Annotated in this window: 19 protein-coding genes and 1 other annotated feature; of the genes, 17 read left to right on the plus strand and 2 right to left on the minus strand. The window is 54.9% G+C overall.

Annotated features, from left to right (window positions below):
* Positions 1-43: 43 nt before the first annotated feature.
* The 5 genes from murB to ftsZ all read left to right on the plus strand — a co-directional run bounded on the left by murB (position 44) and on the right by ftsZ (position 5,752).
* Positions 44-949 (plus strand): UDP-N-acetylmuramate dehydrogenase, encoded by a 906-nt coding sequence (murB, locus tag COHPA_RS0122230; protein WP_027088350.1) that lies wholly within the window; start codon positions 44-46, stop codon positions 947-949.
* 16 nt (positions 950-965) lie between these two features.
* Positions 966-2,240, plus strand: a complete 1,275-nt coding sequence (gene murA, locus COHPA_RS0122235) for a UDP-N-acetylglucosamine 1-carboxyvinyltransferase (RefSeq protein WP_027088351.1) — start codon at positions 966-968, stop codon at positions 2,238-2,240.
* A 75-nt stretch (positions 2,241-2,315) separates the two neighbouring features.
* The gene (locus COHPA_RS0122240; RefSeq protein WP_027088352.1) at positions 2,316-3,101 is read left to right on the plus strand and encodes a cell division protein FtsQ/DivIB; all 786 of its coding nucleotides are present in this window, start codon (positions 2,316-2,318) and stop codon (positions 3,099-3,101) included.
* A 192-nt stretch (positions 3,102-3,293) separates the two neighbouring features.
* A complete protein-coding gene (gene ftsA / locus COHPA_RS0122245; protein WP_027088353.1) occupies positions 3,294-4,535 on the plus strand; it encodes a cell division protein FtsA in 1,242 nt (413 codons plus the stop codon).
* Positions 4,536-4,585: 50 nt separating this feature from the next.
* Complete coding sequence (gene ftsZ, locus COHPA_RS0122250) at positions 4,586-5,752, plus strand: cell division protein FtsZ (RefSeq protein WP_027088354.1); 1,167 nt, start codon at positions 4,586-4,588, stop codon at positions 5,750-5,752.
* A gap of 146 nt (positions 5,753-5,898) precedes the next feature.
* Here the strand turns inward: ftsZ and COHPA_RS26550 are convergent, their stop codons facing one another.
* Complete coding sequence (locus COHPA_RS26550) at positions 5,899-6,816, minus strand: transposase (protein WP_051421773.1); 918 nt, start codon at positions 6,814-6,816, stop codon at positions 5,899-5,901.
* A 365-nt stretch (positions 6,817-7,181) separates the two neighbouring features.
* Between COHPA_RS26550 and spoIIGA the strand changes: the two genes are divergently transcribed.
* The 12 genes from spoIIGA (at position 7,182) to COHPA_RS24005 (ending at position 18,098) form a co-directional block, all read left to right on the plus strand.
* Entirely contained in the window at positions 7,182-8,144 is a 963-nt protein-coding gene (spoIIGA, locus tag COHPA_RS0122260) for a sigma-E processing peptidase SpoIIGA (protein ID WP_027088356.1), read from the plus strand.
* Between the two features lie 16 nt (positions 8,145-8,160).
* Complete coding sequence (gene sigE, locus COHPA_RS0122265) at positions 8,161-8,883, plus strand: RNA polymerase sporulation sigma factor SigE (protein WP_027088357.1); 723 nt, start codon at positions 8,161-8,163, stop codon at positions 8,881-8,883.
* Positions 8,884-9,006: 123 nt separating this feature from the next.
* Positions 9,007-9,789, plus strand: a complete 783-nt coding sequence (gene sigG / locus COHPA_RS0122270) for an RNA polymerase sporulation sigma factor SigG (RefSeq protein WP_035119744.1) — start codon at positions 9,007-9,009, stop codon at positions 9,787-9,789.
* A 128-nt stretch (positions 9,790-9,917) separates the two neighbouring features.
* Positions 9,918-10,199, plus strand: coding sequence for a YlmC/YmxH family sporulation protein (locus COHPA_RS0122275; protein ID WP_027088359.1), 282 nt, complete (start codon positions 9,918-9,920; stop codon positions 10,197-10,199).
* Positions 10,200-10,297: 98 nt separating this feature from the next.
* On the plus strand, positions 10,298-11,125 hold the full coding sequence (gene pgeF / locus COHPA_RS0122280; RefSeq protein ID WP_027088360.1) for a peptidoglycan editing factor PgeF: 828 nt from the start codon (positions 10,298-10,300) through the stop codon (positions 11,123-11,125).
* 7 nt (positions 11,126-11,132) lie between these two features.
* On the plus strand, positions 11,133-11,831 hold the full coding sequence (locus COHPA_RS0122285; RefSeq protein WP_027088361.1) for a YggS family pyridoxal phosphate-dependent enzyme: 699 nt from the start codon (positions 11,133-11,135) through the stop codon (positions 11,829-11,831).
* Positions 11,832-11,876: 45 nt separating this feature from the next.
* Positions 11,877-12,323: a cell division protein SepF gene (locus COHPA_RS0122290; protein ID WP_027088362.1), complete on the plus strand. Its 447-nt coding sequence runs from the start codon at positions 11,877-11,879 to the stop codon at positions 12,321-12,323.
* Between the two features lie 4 nt (positions 12,324-12,327).
* Positions 12,328-12,597 carry a YggT family protein gene (locus tag COHPA_RS0122295; RefSeq protein WP_027088363.1) on the plus strand — a complete coding sequence of 90 codons (270 nt, stop codon included), beginning with the start codon at positions 12,328-12,330 and terminating at the stop codon, positions 12,595-12,597.
* Between the two features lie 10 nt (positions 12,598-12,607).
* On the plus strand, positions 12,608-13,393 hold the full coding sequence (locus COHPA_RS0122300) for a YlmH family RNA-binding protein (RefSeq protein WP_027088364.1): 786 nt from the start codon (positions 12,608-12,610) through the stop codon (positions 13,391-13,393).
* Between the two features lie 87 nt (positions 13,394-13,480).
* Positions 13,481-13,966 (plus strand): DivIVA domain-containing protein, encoded by a 486-nt coding sequence (locus COHPA_RS0122305; protein WP_027088365.1) that lies wholly within the window; start codon positions 13,481-13,483, stop codon positions 13,964-13,966.
* Positions 13,967-14,037: 71 nt separating this feature from the next.
* Positions 14,038-14,296: a binding site (T-box leader), on the plus strand.
* A gap of 65 nt (positions 14,297-14,361) precedes the next feature.
* Positions 14,362-17,445: an isoleucine--tRNA ligase gene (ileS, locus tag COHPA_RS0122310; protein WP_027088366.1), complete on the plus strand. Its 3,084-nt coding sequence runs from the start codon at positions 14,362-14,364 to the stop codon at positions 17,443-17,445.
* Positions 17,446-17,753: 308 nt separating this feature from the next.
* Complete coding sequence (locus COHPA_RS24005; RefSeq protein ID WP_035121746.1) at positions 17,754-18,098, plus strand: DUF5665 domain-containing protein; 345 nt, start codon at positions 17,754-17,756, stop codon at positions 18,096-18,098.
* A 142-nt stretch (positions 18,099-18,240) separates the two neighbouring features.
* Here COHPA_RS24005 and COHPA_RS0122320 read toward each other — a convergent pair whose 3' ends face one another.
* Positions 18,241-18,966: a TraR/DksA C4-type zinc finger protein gene (locus tag COHPA_RS0122320; RefSeq protein ID WP_035121748.1), complete on the minus strand. Its 726-nt coding sequence runs from the start codon at positions 18,964-18,966 to the stop codon at positions 18,241-18,243.
* Positions 18,967-19,075: the final 109 nt, after the last annotated feature.

The following is a 19,075-nucleotide window of genomic DNA, read 5'->3' on the forward strand; positions in this document are numbered from 1 at the left end:
CAGCAGCACAGCCCCTTTAGGAACGCGCAAGGAGGTAGTTATGATGCAGCAGTTGATCTCGGAGCTGATGGAGGCTCAGATCGGATGCGTGCGCGCGAACGAACCGCTCGCGAAATATACGACATGGGAGATCGGCGGACCCGCCGATGTGCTTCTCGTCCCCGAGAACGAAGACCAGCTGTCGCGCGCGCTGATGCTGTTGCACCGTCACGGGACGCCTTGGTGCGTGCTTGGCCGAGGCTCCAATACGCTCGTATCCGATAAAGGGGTTCGCGGAGCCGTCATCAAACTTGGAGACGGCTTCGACGACGTGCAATTCGAAGGGACTACGGTGACTGCAGGCGCTTCGTACTCCTTCATCAAGCTGTCGGTAATGGTAGGTAAGGAAGGGTTGACCGGACTGGAATTCGCGGGAGGAATTCCCGGAACGGTCGGCGGTGCCGTGTACATGAATGCCGGCGCTCACCATTCGGACGTTTCACGTATCTTAAAGTCAGCCGACATCATCTGGGAGGACGGAAGTCGGTCTGTACTCGGGAATGAGGAGATGGGCTTCGCTTACCGCCACTCCGTTCTTCACCAGCGGCGGGGTATCGTCGTCCGGGCCGTATTCGAGCTCGCGAGCGGAGACCGCAAGGAGATCGCGGCGGCGATGGCGACGTACAAAGACAGGCGAAGACGGACTCAGCCGCTCACGATGGCTTGCGCAGGCAGCGTGTTCCGAAATCCGCCAGGCGATCACGCCGCGAGGCTGATCGAAGCAGCCGGTCTGAAGGGGCTGCGCGAGGGCGCAGCCGAAGTTTCCCAAGTGCACGCCAATTTCATCGTGAATCACGGAGGTGCGACGGCTGAGGACGTCCTCACCCTTATACGACGCGTTCAAGCGACAATCGAACAACAATATGGAGTAAAACTTGTACCAGAGGTTCTATTGATGGGTGAGCGGTAACCCGGAGGTGAATCCCTTGGACAATTTGGTGATTGAAGGCGGTCAGCCGCTTTCGGGCACCATTCGTATCCACGGAGCCAAAAACGCCGCTTTGCCGATTTTGGCTGCCAGCTTGCTCGCGGAAGGAAAAGTGACGATCCGCAACGTACCCAGACTGCTCGATATCGAAGTGATGCTGGATATTTTGCGGGATATCGGGTGTCAGGCCCGGCATCAGGATACGGTGGTGACCGTCGAACCGGCGGCAGCGACATCCTCTCACATTCCGGAGACGCTGATGCGGAAGATGCGATCTTCGGTATTTTTGATGGGGCCTCTCTTAGCCAGATTCGGCGAGGTCCAGCTCTATCAGCCTGGAGGCTGCGCCATCGGCGAAAGAAAGATCGATTTGCATTTAAGGGGCCTTACGGCGCTTGGCGCCAATATTAGAGAAAAGGGCAGCCGTATCGTATGTACGGCCCGCAGGCTAACCGGCGCGGAAATTATATTGGATTTCCCGAGCGTCGGAGCGACGGAGAACATGATGATGGCCGCCGTTCTCGCGCAAGGGAGCACGACGATCGTCGGTTCGGCGAGAGAGCCCGAAATCCAAGACTTGCAGCAATTCCTGAATGCCATGGGCGCGAAAGTTAGAGGCGCAGGCACGGATATTATTACGATCGACGGCGTCTCTTCCCTTAGCGGATGCGATTACGAGGTTATACCGGACCGCATCGTGTCGGGTACGGTGATGGTCGCGGCTGCTGCTACAAGAGGGGAAGTCACGTTAGAGAATACCCGCCCCGATCACCTTACCTCGTTGATTCATGCGCTTCGGCGAGCAGGTGTTCAAATCGATATCGGCAATGATATAATGAAAGTCGGATCGTCAGGTCGCCCGAAGGCGGTCGAACGTATCGTGACTTCGCCTTACCCCGCTTTTCCGACGGACCTGCAGGCGCAAGTGATGACGCTGCTCGCATTGTCCGACGGCGTCAGCATCATGAAGGAAACGATATTCGAAGGCCGTTTCAAGCATGTGGAGGAGCTGTGCCGCATGGGAGCCGACATTCGAGTCGATCTGAATAACGCGTTCATCCGCGGCGTGCCCCAACTTTACGGGACGAACGTGGAAGCTACCGACCTAAGGGCGGGAGCAGCGCTCGTCATTGCCGGGTTGGCCGCGCAAGGACGGACGGTCGTAGAGCAGGTGCACCATATCGATCGAGGATACGACCGGATCGAAGAGATGTTCCGCCAGATCGGCGGCAACATCGTCAGAGAACGGAATGCGAGCAAGGTATTCAGCTAGTTCAGGCGTCCCCGCCGATGCGGTTAACGATGCGGCGGGGAGCTTTTTTGTGACGTATAAGTAGGAGGACGAATCATGACGCAGCGTATTCCTGCTTTGAAGGAAGAACCGGTGAAACGGACAAGCCGCGGAAAAAAAGTGTTGCTAGGCATCGTTGTCGCTCTTGTCGTTTTTATCTTAATTTTTTTGTTCTTCCGCTCGTCTCTTTCGAAATATTCGGACATCCAGGTAGTCGGTACGTCCTATCTTAGCGAGCAGGAAGTGCTTCAAGCGCTCGACGTAAAGACCGGAGACTCGTTTTTCTTCCCGAAAATCAGCGAGCTCAAAGCTCGCGTCTCTAAGCTGGAACCGCTGAAGTCCGTCACGATTTCGAAAAAATTTCCCGGCGTGCTGCGGGTTGCCGTCAGCGAACATCCGGAGGTCGCGATCCAGCTGTCCGAGGACGGGAAAGTGTTTTCCGTGCTGGCGAACGGCCTCGTGCTGCCGCTCCGTGACGGACATTTTCCGGACAAGCCGATCCTGTCGGGGTGGGAGCAGAAGGCCCCGAACTTTATCGAGTTATGTCGAATATTGAGCGAGGTTCCGGCGTCTTTCTTGTCGGATCTTTCCGAAATCCATCCGGATCCGTCGACGGCGTATCCCGACCGGCTCAAGCTGTTTACTCGTTCTAGATTCGAAGTCGTAACGACCGTAAACAAGCTGTCCGATAAAATCGCCTACCTCAGCGACATCGTCCAGAACCGCGAGCCGGGCAAGGTCGTTATGCTTGAGGCGGACACCTATTTGCCATATTCGGCAGAAAATGCAAACCTTGAGACGGAAGAAGCCGATAATATTAAGGAAAAGGACTCTACTCAATAATCAAAAAGAATGCTAGAATTTCATCTATGGGCAAAGCGAGAGAGCGTTAGTTAAACTGTTATTATCGCCCTTGACGAATAATCAAAAAAATTGTTGAAAAAAGAGGGAAAACCTCACGGATGTGGAATATGTAGTAGGAAGCATCCCTTGTATGCGGCTATTTTTTCATTGATCTACGGGAGGTGCCACCGGTTGAGCAACAATGACCTCATCGTCAGCCTGGATATTGGAACTTCGAAAATCCGGGTGATTATCGGGGAGATCAGCAACGGGGCCATTAACATCATTGGCGTAGGCTCTTCGGATTCCGATGGAATTCGCAAGGGTGCCATTGTAGATATTGACCAAACCGTGCAATCCATCCGTAATGCCGTCGATCATGCCGAGCGCATGGTCGGTATCGGAATAAGCGAGGTTTATGTCGGGATTGCGGGCAATCACATTGCACTGCAGAGCAATCATGGCGTGGTAGCCGTCTCCAACGAAGATCGGGAGATCGGCGAAGAAGACATCGAACGGGTACTGCAAGCGGCCAAAGTCGTCGCGTTGCCTCCCGAACGGGAAATTATCGGCCTTGTGCCGAAGCAGTATTTGGTTGACGGTCTTTCGGGGATTCAGGACCCGCGGGGCATGATCGGCGTTCGCCTCGAGGTGGAATGTACGATCATCACCGGTACGAAAGCCGCCATACACAATCTGATGAGATGCGTGGAGAAAGCAGGTCTGCGTATTTCCGGAGTTATCTTGATGTCTTTGGCATCGGGTATGATGGCGCTCACGAAAGACGAGAAAATGATGGGCACGGTACTCGCTGACGTCGGCGCCGGAGCAACGACGCTGGCGATTTTCGAAGGCGGAAGCTTGGCGGCGGTATCGACGCTGCCGATCGGCGGGGACTACGTCACGAGCGATATTTGCTACGGACTCAAAACCCAGACGGAGCATGCCGAGAAAATCAAGCTGAAGTACGGCTGCGCAAGAATCGAAGACGCGGCAGAAGACCAGAAATTCAAAGTCATGCGGGTCGGAAGCAACGTGGAGAAGGAATTCTCCCAGCTCGATCTGGCGAACATTATCGAGCCTCGCATGCAAGAAATTTTCCAGATGATTCGCCAAGAGGTGAAGCGTCTGGGATACCTGGATAAGATCAACGGATACGTGTTGACCGGCGGTTCCGTATCGCTGCCGAGCGTACTTCCGTTGGCCCAATTCGAACTGGAGTCCAATGTCAGAGTGGCCGTTCCCGACTATATCGGGGTAAGGGACCCGTCCTTCAGCAGCGGCGTCGGCATGATACAATATGTGAGCAAGCATGTCCGCACGCGCGGAGCAACGGGCGTGAAGCGTCCTAGCAAAACGAAATCGACCGGAAGCACGGCATCCAAACCTGGCATTGTTGAATGGTTCAAAAACATGTTCAAGGAATTTATTTAAGCCGCCGCTTACGAGAACCATTCGAACGAAGCGAGGAGGAGTTAGGATTTATGTTGGAATTTGATTTTGAAATGGAACCGCTCGCTAAAATTAAGGTCATCGGTGTAGGTGGCGGCGGAAGCAACGCAGTCAATCGAATGATCGAAAACGGCGTCAAGGGCGTCGAATTCATTACGGCTAACACCGATGCGCAAGCGTTGCAATTAACGAAATCCGAAATAAAGCTTCAGATCGGGGACAAGCTCACGCGCGGTCTCGGCGCAGGCGCCAAGCCCGAAATCGGCAAAAAAGCGGCTGAAGAGTCCCGCGAGCATATTACGACCGCCCTTAAAGGCGCGGACATGGTATTCGTTACGGCGGGCATGGGCGGCGGTACGGGAACCGGCGCGGCTCCTGTCGTAGCCGAGCTTGCCAAAGAAGCAGGCGCTCTGACGGTCGGCGTCGTAACGCGTCCTTTCACGTTCGAAGGACCTAAGCGCTCATCCCAAGCCGTTCTTGGCATCGAAGAACTGAAAGAAAAAGTAGATACGCTTATCGTCATCCCGAACGACCGTTTGCTTGAGATCGTAGATAAGAAAACGCCGATGGTGGAAGCGTTCCGCGAAGCGGATAATGTGTTACGCCAAGCGGTACAAGGCATCTCCGACCTTATCGCCGTTCCGGGCTTGATCAACCTCGACTTCGCGGACGTGAAGACGATCATGTCCGAGCGCGGTTCGGCGCTTATGGGCATCGGAATGGCCACTGGCGAGAATCGCGCGATGGATGCGGCCCGTAAAGCGATTCAAAGCCCGTTGCTCGAAACTTCGATCGACGGCGCGAAGGGGATCATCATTAACGTAACCGGCGGTTCTAACCTTTCATTGTACGAAGTTAACGAAGCGGCCGAAATCATCATCGCAGCTTGCGATCCGGAAGTGAACATGATATTCGGCGCAAGCATCGACGACAACATGAAGGAAGAGATCAAGGTAACGGTAATCGCGACCGGATTCGAGCACAAGAGCGCGGCCCGTCGTCCGACTGCTTCGTCTTCGCAGCCCATGCAACAGGCTTCGCAGCCGAGTCAGCAACCGTTGAACAATGCAGCGGAACCGGCGACGAACGTTGGCGATTCCCGCTCTTCCTCGAATAACCTTCGTCCGTTCAACTCTCAGAATTTGACGAGCGACCAGCTGGATATTCCGGCTTTCTTGCGTAATCGTCGCGATCGCTAATATGCAGTTGAAACTGCGCTAAAGCTCCTCTTCCACTTCGTGGGGGCGGGGCTTCATCTTTTTTTTCCCTTTATAGCGATATCCCCTTCGCTCAGAAAACTCGCATAATAGAGATGATCCGAGGCGGATCCGGCTTAGATGGGTCCTTAACCAGCCTGTCGTGCCGAATGATCGTTCTTTCGTCTAACCGGTCTAGAAGACCGCTTCTCCTTAGTTCCGATAAGCGTAGGGTAATCGATACCTCTTTGACGTACGCAATCGCGGAGTAACTCGTTATATAAAGACTTTTTGCGCCGAGTTTCAATGTAACAATAGTGGTCTAAATAGACTTGCAAATGCTTGAGCCACACTCCTCGAAAAGTGAATGCCATCCACATCTCCGCATGTCTGCAAAAGTAAATCAACTCGGGATTCCTCATTTTGCCATGTCTCTTCGTAACGATGGTATCGGGTATTGCTTCCGGCGCCACGCACTGCTGAACAAATTCGGACATATCCGGCGAACTGTGTCGGGTCTCGCGCAACGAGCGGGGGGATATTCTTATTTTGACATGGGTAAACTCCCCGTTCTCATCTTCCGTAGAGCCGGCGATGACGGGCTGTTCGATTTCATGATAGTTGCTAGGCGGGATCATTCTCCTATACAAAAGAGCATCCGTCACTCGTACGATACCGTCCAGCAATATCTCGCCATCGGTTCGGCTCATGGCGTAGCGGATTTTATGGCACATTAGCCAGGCTGTTTTGTAAGTGACATGAATCGTCTCGGAGAGCTGACGCGCGTTAATTCCCCTCCAGCGTGTATGCAGGAATATCGCTTGAAACCATAATTTCAGCGGCGTGCGAGAAGATCGGAAGATCGTATCGGATATAAGCGAAGTTTGAGTATGGCACCTCGTGCACTGGTAGAGCGGCAGCCTGCGAGTCGAGATCACGAAACTTTGCGGATGCGAACAGACAGGGCAACGGAATCCGTCAGGCCATTTGGCCTTGAATAGCAGTTCTATGCAATCCTCCTCTGACTGCACTAAGCTGCAAAATGATTCGAAAGTTATTTCCATCATTCGCGCCCCCACCCTATCGAACAAGTGTTCTGTATCCTAATTTTAGCAAACATATGTTCTTATTTCAAGTGAAAAATGCGCCTTTTGATGAAGAAACCGACTGAGCGACGGGGATATCGAGGGTTGGCATTTTCTTAGAAAGTTTCTTCTGAGCGACGGGGATATCGGTGTAAAAGCGGGCAAACGCGTCGGCGAACGAGGCGAAGACCGCTGAACGAAGGGGATGCCGAAGTCGACAAAAAAAGGTTTGAAAGGCCGGCAGGATTAGACAGACACCTTATTTGAAAGCGATTATACTGATTTCATCCATCCCGGCCTTTGTACACGGCGGTTTCCGGGCGAACAAGGATGGGGGCAGGTTGCGAATGGTCGTTTATGTGGATCTCGTGTTTTTCACCAATCTTGCCGTTGACGGGATCGTACTGTTGTTAACGGCCAAAGCGAGACGGCTATACCCCGCGAGAGCGAAGCTGATCGGCGCCGCGGTCTTCGGGGCGCTGTACGCGGCATCGATGTTCGTGACGGATATCCCGTATGCGTATTCTTTTGCAGGCAAAGTAATCGTATCTCTCGTCATGGTCCTCATCACGTTCGGTTATGGCGGACCTATGCAATTGCTGCGCAATGCCGGTGCCTTCTACACAGTGAGCTTCGCAACGCTTGGCGGAGTGATCGGCTTAACTTATTTGGTCAAGTCGTCGGGAACGTCCTGGGCCGGAATGTCCTTTACGCAAGACGGCGGCATCGTCGTGCGGTGGCCAATGCAGTTGGGCCTTATTGCGGTAGCGTTCTTACTGTCCGCTTGGTTGTTTCACGGTACCGGAGAGACGCGCCGAAAGCGGTATGACGTAGAGGCGCTGATCTGGGACGTCGAGGTTAGGATCGAAGGGAGATCGTGGACGGTACGAGGCCTTCTGGACACCGGTAATCGGTTGTACGAGCCGTTGACCCGAACGCCGGTCATGATCATGGAAGCAAGCGTATGGAAAGACCTATTGCCAGCCGGATGGACCGACCGGTTAAAAGGCGAGTCCGCGGACCGTTTGATCGCAGAGCTGGGAACGAGCGGCTCCGAGCCTTACCAATGGAGCCATCGGCTTCGGCTTATCCCGTATCGCGCCGTCAACGGCAGTCCCAAGCTCATGCTCGGGATTAAGCCGGATGCGGTCATCCTATCGCGGCCGGAGCAGTCCCCGCTGACAACGGAGCGCGTGTTGATCGGATTGGACGGAGGGACGTTATCCTCGGACGCGAGCTACCGCGCGATCGTCCACCCGGACTTGCCGCAAGCGAAAGGGGCGGCGCCGGCGCCATCCCAGCCAGCCTGACAGGAGGATTGCAGATATGCCTTTGAATTTAAAGTTGAAATCTCAATTGACGCTCTACCGCCTGTTGTTCTTGCTAGGCTGGAAGAGCGAAGAAGTGTACTATATCGGCGGAAGCGAGGCGTTGCCTCCGCCGTTAAGCCGAGAAGAGGAAGAGTACTTGCTGGAGCGGTTGAATACGGGCGACGCGGCGATTCGGGCGATGCTCATCGAACGCAACCTTCGGCTCGTCGTCTATATCGCCCGCAAATTCGAGAATACCGGCATCCACATCGAGGATCTCGTGTCCATCGGCGCCATCGGGCTTATTAAAGCCGTAAATACGTTCGATCCGGAAAAAAAGATAAAATTGGCCACGTACGCCTCGCGATGCATCGAGAACGAGATTCTGATGTATTTGCGCAGAAACAGCAAGACCCGCACGGAAGTATCGTTCGACGAGCCGCTTAATATCGACTGGGACGGCAACGAGCTGCTGCTATCCGACGTGCTCGGGACCGAGAACGATACGATCTACCGGAACATCGAGGAGCAAGTCGACCGCAAGCTGCTTCATAAGGCGCTCGACAAGCTCAGCGATCGCGAGCGAACGATCATGGAGCTTCGTTTCGGACTGGCCGACGGCGAGGAGAAAACGCAGAAGGACGTCGCGGATTTACTCGGCATCTCCCAGTCTTATATCTCCCGCTTGGAAAAGCGCATCATCAAGCGGCTGCGCAAGGAATTTAACAAAATGGTATGAATTTCAGCAAAAATTCGGTCTTTTCGCACATTTTCCTCCGGTGGCAGAAGGTCTCTTGGCGGGGAATAAAAACCCCCTTCGCGGAGATACTTACATTAACGCTGCTCCCCGGGAGGAATTGCCTTGACCCGCAACAAAGTGGAGATTTGTGGAGTGGACACCTCAAAGCTGCCCGTTCTGACCAATGCCGAGATGAGGGAACTGTTCCTGGCTCTGCAGACACGAGGAGAGATTACGGCCCGGGAGAAATTGGTGAATGGCAATCTGCGGCTTGTGCTGAGCGTCATTCAAAGGTTCAACAATCGGGGCGAGTTCGTCGACGACCTGTTCCAGGTCGGCTGCATCGGTCTCATGAAGGCGATCGACAACTTCGATCTCGGCCAGAACGTCCGTTTCTCGACCTACGCGGTACCGATGATTATCGGAGAAATCCGCAGATATTTGAGGGACAACAATCCGATTCGCGTCTCTAGGAGCCTTCGCGACATCGCCTATAAGGCGTTGCAAGTAAGGGACCAGTTAACGAACCAGCATGCCCGCGAGCCGACGATCCTGGAAATCTCAGAGGCATTGAACGTGCCTAAGGAGGACATCGTATTCGCGCTCGACGCGATTCAAGATCCCGTGTCCCTGTTCGAGCCGATTTACCATGACGGCGGCGATCCGATATTCGTCATGGATCAAATCAGCGACGAGCGGAACAAGGACATTCAATGGATTGAAGAGATTGCGCTGAGAGAAGCGATGCGCAAGCTGAACGAACGCGAGAAAATGATCTTATCGATGCGGTTTTTCGAAGGGAAAACCCAAATGGAAGTGGCCGACGAAATCGGCATTTCGCAGGCGCAAGTGTCGCGTCTGGAGAAATCGGCTATTCAGCAAATGCAAAAGCACGTGAAAACTTAATATCGAACGGGATGAAAGGTGAGGCCTTCGCGCTTCACCTTTTTTTGCTGACGAGAGTAAAATCGAAGCGTACGGTTCATATATTGATTTATAGGGTACGTAGCCCGGCCAGCGGGGAGCGTGAACGCATGAAAATATCCGATTTTCAGACGAAGGACGTCATCAATATCGTCGACGGCAAAAAACTCGGGCAAGTAAGCGACCTGGAACTCGATCTGCGGCAAGGGAGAATCGATGCCATCGTCGTGCCGACGTCGACGCGCCTGTTCGGCATGTTCGGAGGGGGGGCCGACGTCATTATCCCTTGGCGAAACATCGTGAAAATCGGTACGGACGTCGTTCTTGTCCGATTAGACGACGCGAAGCCGACGTATCGGTTGGAGGACGGGGAACAACATATCGTGAGGTAACCGTTTCCTGTCCTCGGCGCGGGTATGGTACACTGTGCTACAGGGTGGGTTAGTTCGAGCCCGACGAGAAGTTATATCTACCGAGGAGGCGTTCCCTCATGGAACCTTTTCGATTGCGGCAGGACGACGCTGACGAAACCCTGCTGATGCTGCAATCCTGGTGCGCGGAGGAAGGAATCACGGCGGGGTTTACGACAAGGCATGCGAATAATACGGCGTTGCATGTCGGAGACGACCCGGCGGCCGTTATTCGCAACCGGAAGCGTGTCGCAGAGCGCCTTGGCTGGTCTTTCGACGCTTGGACGTGCGCCGAGCAGGTGCACGGCAACGAGGTTCGAATCATCGCTCGCGATAACGCCGGCAGCGGACGTTATGACCGCGAAAGCGCGATCCCCCATACGGATGCGCTGGTGACGAACGAAGCCGATATACTGTTAGCGATGTTCTACGCGGATTGCGTGCCTTTATATTTTTACGATCCGGTAACGCAGAGTTTGGGACTCGCGCACGCCGGTTGGAAAGGGACCGTCGCCGATATCGCGGCGCGGACGGTCGGGAAGATGTCCGCCGAATTCGGTGCGGACCCGGCGAACATCCGCGCCGCGATCGGGCCTTCGATCGGCGGATGCTGCTACGAGGTGGACGAAGCGGTTCTACGGCACGTTAGGCCGATCCTAAATACGTCGGCTGATACTGGCGTCGACGGGCTTGCCGAGCGATTCGTCGTGCCTTCGCGGGATGGACGAGCTAGACTGGACTTGAAACTATTGAACCGACATCTTATGATAAAAGCAGGAATTTTGCCGAGCAGCATCGAAATGACATCATGGTGTACTGGCTGCAGTACGGATCTGCTCTATTCCCATCGGATGGAACAGGGAAACGCGGGCCGAATGATGAGCCTGCTCGGCAGGAAAACGAGGTGAACGTGCCGTGACGTTGCAATCCCGTCTGCGGGACGTGGAAAGCCGGCTGATGGACGCTTGCCGCAGAAGCGGCAGAGCTCGCGAAGAGATTCAAGTGATCGCCGTGACGAAGTATGTATCTACGGCCGCGGCAGAAGCGGTCGTACGCGGAGGCATCGGTCACATCGGAGAGAATCGATGGCCGGATGCCAAGGAAAAGTGGGAGACGCTTCAAGGACAAGCCGTATTCCACTATATCGGCTCTTTACAGACGAACAAAGTCAAAGACGTCGTCGGGAAATTCGACTACGTTCACTCGCTGGATCGCCTCTCGTTAGCCGAAGCGATACAGCATCGCGCGAGTTTGCTCGATGTTACGTTGCAATGCTTCGTGCAGGTGAACGTCTCGGGCGAACAAACGAAGCACGGATTAGAGCCGGATCAAGCGGCGGCATTCATTCGGGAACTGCGGGCTTTCGATCGGATCAAGCCGATCGGACTGATGACCATGGCCCCGTATGAAAGCAAGCCGGAGGATACGCGTCCGATCTTCCGTTCGCTTAGACAGCTTAGAGATGACTTGAATCGGACGACGGAATGGGATGAACCGTTATGGGCCCTATCAATGGGGATGTCTAACGATTTCGAAATCGCCGTGGAAGAAGGCGCAACCCACGTGCGTTTGGGTACGGTGTTAGTCGGGAAAGAAGATACTGAGGGTGAGTAAGTTCTCGAGCCCGACGAAGATTTCATTAATCGAGGAGGGAATATCATGAGCGTAATGAACAAATTTCTGAACTACCTTGGACTTCAAGAAGAGGAAGAAGTCGTCGACCGCCAATCTCCTCATGCCGATGAGCAAGAAATTGAAACCCCGGCGTTCGATTCGCGTAAACAATCGAGTAAGAACAATGTCGTGAGCATCCATTCGCAGAAAAGCGCCCGCGTCGTGCTGACCGAGCCTCGTACATACGACGAAGCCCAAGACATTGCCGATCAATTGAAATCCCGCCGCGCCGTCGTCGTGAATTTGCAGCGCGTCAGAAGAGAGCAAGCGATTCGTATCGTCGACTTTCTAAGCGGGACGGTCTATGCGCTCGGCGGACATATCTCCAAAATTGGCACCGACATTTTCCTGTGCACGCCGGATTCGGTTGAAGTATCTGGAACGATTACGGAAATGATGACGGAGGAAGCCGACTACCCTAGAATGAGGTGACCCCTTGAACGAAGTATCCGGTTATATCGATACGTTGGCGGACATTTATTTTTACATGATTCTCATTTACGTCCTCATGTCTTGGCTCCCTAACGTTCGCGAGAGCTTCATCGGAGAGATGCTAGGCAAATTGGTCGAACCGTATTTGAGACCTTTCCGCCGCCTCATTCCGCCGATCGGCGGAATTCTGGACATTTCCCCGATCGTGGCGCTTATCGCACTGCGTTTCGTGGCCCTTGGCTTGCAGGTCGTTATCGACCCTTTCGTCGAGTAGAAGGAGCAACATGGCACATAAAGAAATTTACGAACATTTTCATCCGGACGAGAAATCGTTCGTGGACCGCGCCTGGGAATGGGTCGAGCGTGCCGCGCTTTATCACGAGATGAAGCGCACGGACTTCCTCGATCCTCGCCAGGCGTATATTTTGTCGTCATTGGCGAACCGAAATCCGGACGTACAGATCAGGCTTGAGGGCGGTTATCCCGATGCGGAGCGTCGCAGAGCGCTAATCGCGCCGGATTATCGACGGCTCGAGGACGAAGACATAGGCATCGTCGTGCTGGACATCGCGTCGGAGGATCGCCGCGTCTCCGAGCTGGATCACGGCGATTACTTGGGCGCAATGCTGGGCGTCGGCATCAAGCGGGATCTGATCGGCGATCTCCACGTCGGCGAGACAGGCTGCCACGCGCTTGTCGTCGAAGGAATCGGGGATTTTCTGATCGGACATATGAAGCAGGCGCACCGGGTCGATGTGTCCGTTTCCGTGCGTCCGCTTTCCGAGCTGCGCGCCGCCGCTGCGCAATTGGAGGAGCAGGTGCTTTCCGTCGCATCCATGCGGCTCGACGGGATCGCCAGCGACGTGTTCCGGCTTAGCCGCGCGAAGATCGTAGACCCGATACGAGCGGGCCGATGCCGCGTGAACTGGAAAGCGGAGGAGGACCCGTCCCAGCCGCTTAAGGCGGGAGACGTCGTATCGGTGAAAGGTCTCGGGCGATTTAAGGTTATGGAAGTGGAAGGCGTGTCGAAAAGCGGACGAACTCGGGTAAGAATCGGCAAATTTGTCTAAAGGAATAGCAGGATTTTCTCGGGATTCGTCGAATTAGTTGAGTTAGCTTATCTTTTCCAACGATCATACCAACTCGGAGGTGCGCCAATGCCATTATCACCGTTAGATATCCATAATAAAGAATTCGGCCGCCGACTGCGCGGATACGATGAAGACGAAGTAAACGAGTTCCTCGACCAGATCATCAAGGATTACGAGGCGATGATTCGCGAGAACAAGGAACTGCAAGCTCAAGTGAGCGCTTCGCAAGAGAAACTTGGCCACTTCTCCAATATCGAGGAGACGCTGAGCAAGACGATTATCGTCGCGCAGGAAGCGGCCGACGAGCTGAAGTCCAACTCGAAGAAGGAAGCGCAGCTTATCGTTAAGGAAGCGGAGAAGAACGCAGACCGCATCATTAACGACGCGCTCGCCAAGTCTCGCAAAGTCGCTCTCGAGGTGGAAGAGCTCAAGAAACAAGCGGCGATCTACCGGGCTCGGTTCCGCGCGCTCGTCGAGACGCAGCTCGAATTGCTGACGCAAGACGGCTGGGAATCGCTCGATCACCGGGAGCCGAAAGGCATCGAGGCTTAATACGGGCTCAAGGAGTGATGTCCCGGAATTGACATTTCGCTTCCCGTCCGTTATAAAGAAGGGAAGAAGAAGCAATGTCGAAGACGGGAACAGTAAGCTTGTCTTTGGTCTCTAGAGAGTTGGCGGCAGGTGCAAGCCAATGTCCGAAGCTAGCCGAACATCATCCCCGAGACGCTTACTCGAACTTCGCGCTGGCGCGCGGACAGTAGAGCAAGCCGGCCGCTCGCCGTTATACGAGCTAGCCGATCATGATCGGCTGCCAAGAGCCGTGCCTTAGGATTCAAGGGTGCGGAACAAGGGTGGTACCGCGAGTCGAACCTCGTCCCTTACCGGGATGAGGTTTTTTTGTATTTCCAGGGTTTGTCATTACCAATTGGGTTAAGGGGTTGAATCGCATGCGTCGCGTAGACGTCAAGGAGCGGGCAAGAGCTCGGGAGCAGCGCATTTTGGAGCAATGGAGCAAGGAAAATACGTTCCGCCAATCGATCGAGAACCGGGCGGGCCGCCCGAATTTCGTATTCTATGAAGGGCCGCCGACCGCTAACGGCAAACCGCACATCGGCCACGTGCTAGGGCGAGTCATTAAAGACTTCGTAAGCCGCTACAAAACGATGGCGGGCTACCGCGTTATCCGCAAAGCCGGTTGGGACACGCACGGTCTTCCGGTAGAGCTTGGCGTCGAGAAGCAGCTCGGCATCTCCGGCAAGCAGGAGATCGAGAAATACGGCGTCGAGCCGTTCATCATCAAATGCCGGGAGAGCGTGTTCGAGTATGAGCGCCAGTGGCGCGAGCTGACCGAAGCGATCGCTTATTGGACCGATCTTGACGATCCGTACATTACGCTGAAAGACGAGTATATCGAGAGCGTGTGGCATATCCTTGCGACGATTCACGAGAAAGGGCTGCTCTACCGCGGACACCGCGTGAGCCCTTATTGTCCGGACTGCCAGACGACGCTAAGCTCGCACGAAGTGGCGCAAGGCTACGAGGACGTCAAGGACCTCACCGCGACCGCGAAGTTCAAGCTGTCCGGCAGCGGCGAATATGCGCTCGCATGGACGACGACGCCATGGACGCTGCCCGCGAACGTAGCGCTTGCCGTTCATCCGGACCTCGATTACGCGCGCGTTCGCCAAGCTGACGGCGTGTATATTCTCGCTAGCGCTCTCGTCGAGAAAGTGATGAAGGGCGAATACGAAGTGCTTGGAACGGTCAAAGGCCGCGATCTCGTCGGGCAAACGTATGAGCCGCTGTTCCCTTACGTGAAAGTAGAAGGCGCGTACCGGATCATCGACGCGGACTACGTTAGCGACACGAGCGGTACCGGTATCGTCCATATCGCGCCTGCGCACGGGGAAGACGATCATCGCGTCGCTCGCCAGCACGGCATCCCGATGCTCATGGTCGTGAACGGCGCGGGACGTTACATCGACGAAGTGACGGATTTGGCCGGCCGATTCGTGAAAGAATGCGACGTGGACATCGTGCGCAAGCTTTCCGAGCGGGGCTTGCTGTACCATAAGGAAAAATACGAGCACAGCTATCCTTTCTGCTGGCGCTGCAAAACACCGTTGCTCTATTACGCGACGGAAAGCTGGTTCATCAAGACGACGGCGGTCAAAGACCAACTGATCGAGAACAACAAATCGATCCAGTGGTACCCGGAGCATTTGCGGGACGGACGCTTCGGCAAGTTCCTCGAGGATCTCGTCGATTGGAACATCAGCCGCAACCGTTATTGGGGCACGCCGCTTAACGTCTGGACGTGCGAATCTTGCGGCCAGGAGAAAGCCGTGCATAACCGGGCAGAGCTACGCGAGCTAGCGGTAGGCGACGTAGCGGCGGATTTGGAGCTGCACAAGCCGTACGTCGACGCAGTGCAATTGAAGTGCTCTTGCGGCGGCGTCATGAACCGCGCTTCCGAAGTCATCGACGTGTGGTTCGACAGCGGTTCGATGCCGTTCGCCCAGTACCATCACCCGCTTGGCGACGAGAAGACGTTCGCCGAGCAGTATCCGGCGGACTTCATCTGCGAGGGCATTGACCAGACGCGCGGCTGGTTCTTCAGCTTGCTGGCCGTCTCGACGCTCTATAACGGCAAGGCGCCGTACAAATCCGTTATTTCCACGGGGCACGTTCTGGACGAGAACGGGCAGAAAATGAGCAAATCCAAAGGCAACGTCATCGATCCTTGGGAAATCATCAACGAGTTCGGCACCGACGCGTTCCGTTGGGCGCTTCTTGCGGACAGCGCGCCTTGGAACAGCAAACGGTTCTCCAAAGGCATCGTCGCCGAAGCGAAATCGAAAGTCGTCGATACGCTGGTGAACACTCACGCGTTCTACGCGCTGTATGCGACGATCGACGGGTACGTGCCCGGGCAGCATGCGAAGGCGAAGAGCGACAACAAGCTGGACAGATGGATCGTCTCCCGCTTGAACTCGCTCGTGTCGTCCGTCGGCGGAGGACTGGAAGCGAACGACTTCCTCAACCCCGCGAAAAATATCGAGTCGTTCATCGACGAACTGTCCAATTGGTACGTCCGCCGTTCGCGCGACCGTTTCTGGGGAAGCGGGCTAACGGACGATAAGCTGGCTGCTTATCAGACGCTTGGCGAAGTGCTCATGACGTTGTCCCGGTTGATCGCGCCATATGCGCCTTTTGTAGCGGAAGACATCTACGGCAACTTGGGCGGAACGGGTAGCGTGCACTTGACCGACTATCCGGTCGCGGACGTCTCGGCGATCGACGAGGAGCTCGAGCGCGATATGGCGACTGCGCGTAACCTCGTCGAACTTGCTCGCAATATCCGCAACGAGAACAACATTAAAACGCGTCAACCGTTGTCCGATCTGCTTGTATCGCTGAGCGGCGAGTTCAACTTGGCCGACTATGAAGAGATCATTAAAGACGAGATTAACGTGAAGACGATCACGATCGCCTCGGACGACAGCAGCTTCGTAAACTTCAACTTGAAGCTCAATCTGAAAGCGGCGGGTAAAAAATACGGCAAAAACGTCGGTCCGATTCAAGCGGCTTTGAAAGGATTGTCCGGGGACGAGTCTCGTGGGGTCGTGCAATCGGGCGTGTTCGGCTTCGTCTCGCCGGAAGGCGAGTCGCTGGCCGTCGGAATCGACGAGCTGCTTGTCGAGAAGGAAGCGAAATCCGGCTTCGCCTCGGCATCCGGCGGGGGCGTAACCGTCGCGCTCAATACGGAGATTACGCCGGAACTGGAGAAGGAAGGCTGGGTGAGGGAAGTGATCCGCGCGGTGCAAGACCAACGGAAGAAGCTCGATTTGCCGATCGAGAAGCGGGTGGATCTCGTTTTCGAAGTCGAACCGGAACTTCGCGGGGCGTTGGCGCTGTTCGATGAAGTACTGCGGTCTAACGTGCTGGTCAATAACGTCACTTTCGGAACGGCTTCAAACATGGATACGATCATCGCGGGAGATTTCACGATCCGTCTTGCCATCCAGTGAATGAAGCATAATCGCGCGATCGATTAGCTAAACATAATAGGAACAACGATAACGACGAGCTCTTATCCCCGTCGCTCAGGCGCATGTTGCGTTTGCGTCGGATGGGGAGAGCTCGTTTTGCATTCGATCGGTGAGGGTAAACTGCCTTTATAACGATATCCCCGTCGCTCAGGAGCGATGTACCAACGGGGCTCATAGGGCGAGGGGGCATTCGCGTGAACAATATGGATCTTAACAACAATGGCAACGGAAAAAACGGGAGCGGTAAAATCAATCAGATCAAAGTAAAAGTGACGGCAGACCCGGGAATGACCAAGATCGACGGAACGTCGAAGCTGGCGGAAGAGGCAAGCGCGCTTAGAAGTACGCTTGATTTTTTGTCCGAACGGATTAATAAGCTGGCTTTAGATATGGAGAAAGCGCAGCTTAAGGAATACGTAAACCTCATGCATAAGCCTTGGCAGCTCATCCTCAAAAATTTTCTTGCCGGACTGTCTCGGGGTGTCGGCATCGCGCTAGGATTCACGTTTTTCGCGGCGACGATCGTGTGGCTGTTGCAGCTGCTCGGCGCGCTGAATCTTCCGATCGTAGGCGATTACATCGCGGATATCGTGCGGATCGTCAAACGGCAGTTGGAAATTAATCCGTATTAACGCGCCTGAGCGAAGGGGATACCGGTATGCGCGGCAAGTTTAGCGATTCCTGAGCGAAGGGGATATCGTTATAAAGGGGCGATGCAGAGGATGACTATTCCTGATCCTCCGACGCCCCCATGCTTCAACGGCACAAAGCTATTCACTCGTCCACGTACTCATCGGGTTCGAGCAAATGCTCTCCTTCGCCGGCGGCCATATACTGGCGATAGGCGCGATTGCGCACGATGCTCACGTGACTGCCGGTAATGTCCGTGGCAAGAAAGCTTTCGAGCGGTTCGACGAAGCCGTCGTTCTCGTCCGACTCGATCGCCATCGAATCGTAGTTGTCGATGTTGCGGCCTTCCGCCATTGCCGGACTGTTCGAACTGCCCCACGATTCGACGATCTGCCAAGCGTCTTCGCCGTCGAACCCGTTCTGGCTTTCTTTCTCGTCCAAGCTCGTTCGGCCGAACGGCGGCGTTAAGAACAACTCCTCGGCGGGACGCCGCTCGATGTTCTCCTGACGCGGCTCATGTTCGATACAGTAGATCGCCGTCGGAAGCGCCTCCAGACGTTCGAGCGGAATGAACTTGCCGCATGCGACGCAACGGCCGTATTCGCCGCTCTCCATGCGGCCCAGCGCCGCGTCGACGCGCGCCAGCCGAAGCTCTTCTTTTTCCATGAGCGCATAGTCTTTGCTTCGTTCGAACGTCTCCGTTCCGGCATCTCCGGGATGGTTGTCGATTCCGGACAATTCGCCGGTCGATTCTTTGAATGAAGAAGTCAGTCCGAAATGGTCGTTATCGCTGATTCGAGCTTCAAGCTCGCTTTTCTCCTGCAGCAGCCTTCGTTTAAGGCGCTCCATTCGCCCATGGTCCAACTGCATCGTCAAGCTGTCCACTCCCTTCTTCCTTTCACAGGATGTAGTTTTCCCGCCGGATGTCGTTTTACGAGTGGAAAGCAATGTGATAAAATGGGCACGCAGGAGAATCGAA

Source organism: Cohnella panacarvi Gsoil 349 (assembly GCF_000515335.1).
Classification (GTDB): domain Bacteria; phylum Bacillota; class Bacilli; order Paenibacillales; family Paenibacillaceae; genus Cohnella; species Cohnella panacarvi.

Coding starts and splice junctions, on each gene's coding strand:
- murB (WP_027088350.1), top strand. CDS start 44: ATGCAGCAGTTGATCTCGGAGCTGATGGAGGCTCAGATCGGATGCGTG.
- COHPA_RS0122240 (WP_027088352.1), top strand. CDS start 2,316: ATGACGCAGCGTATTCCTGCTTTGAAGGAAGAACCGGTGAAACGGACA.
- ftsZ (WP_027088354.1), top strand. CDS start 4,586: ATGTTGGAATTTGATTTTGAAATGGAACCGCTCGCTAAAATTAAGGTC.
- COHPA_RS26550 (WP_051421773.1), bottom strand. CDS start 6,816: ATGATGGAAATAACTTTCGAATCATTTTGCAGCTTAGTGCAGTCAGAG.
- spoIIGA (WP_027088356.1), top strand. CDS start 7,182: ATGGTCGTTTATGTGGATCTCGTGTTTTTCACCAATCTTGCCGTTGAC.
- sigE (WP_027088357.1), top strand. CDS start 8,161: ATGCCTTTGAATTTAAAGTTGAAATCTCAATTGACGCTCTACCGCCTG.
- COHPA_RS0122275 (WP_027088359.1), top strand. CDS start 9,918: ATGAAAATATCCGATTTTCAGACGAAGGACGTCATCAATATCGTCGAC.
- pgeF (WP_027088360.1), top strand. CDS start 10,298: ATGGAACCTTTTCGATTGCGGCAGGACGACGCTGACGAAACCCTGCTG.
- COHPA_RS0122290 (WP_027088362.1), top strand. CDS start 11,877: ATGAGCGTAATGAACAAATTTCTGAACTACCTTGGACTTCAAGAAGAG.
- COHPA_RS0122300 (WP_027088364.1), top strand. CDS start 12,608: ATGGCACATAAAGAAATTTACGAACATTTTCATCCGGACGAGAAATCG.
- COHPA_RS0122305 (WP_027088365.1), top strand. CDS start 13,481: ATGCCATTATCACCGTTAGATATCCATAATAAAGAATTCGGCCGCCGA.
- ileS (WP_027088366.1), top strand. CDS start 14,362: ATGCGTCGCGTAGACGTCAAGGAGCGGGCAAGAGCTCGGGAGCAGCGC.
- COHPA_RS24005 (WP_035121746.1), top strand. CDS start 17,754: ATGACCAAGATCGACGGAACGTCGAAGCTGGCGGAAGAGGCAAGCGCG.
- COHPA_RS0122320 (WP_035121748.1), bottom strand. CDS start 18,966: ATGCAGTTGGACCATGGGCGAATGGAGCGCCTTAAACGAAGGCTGCTG.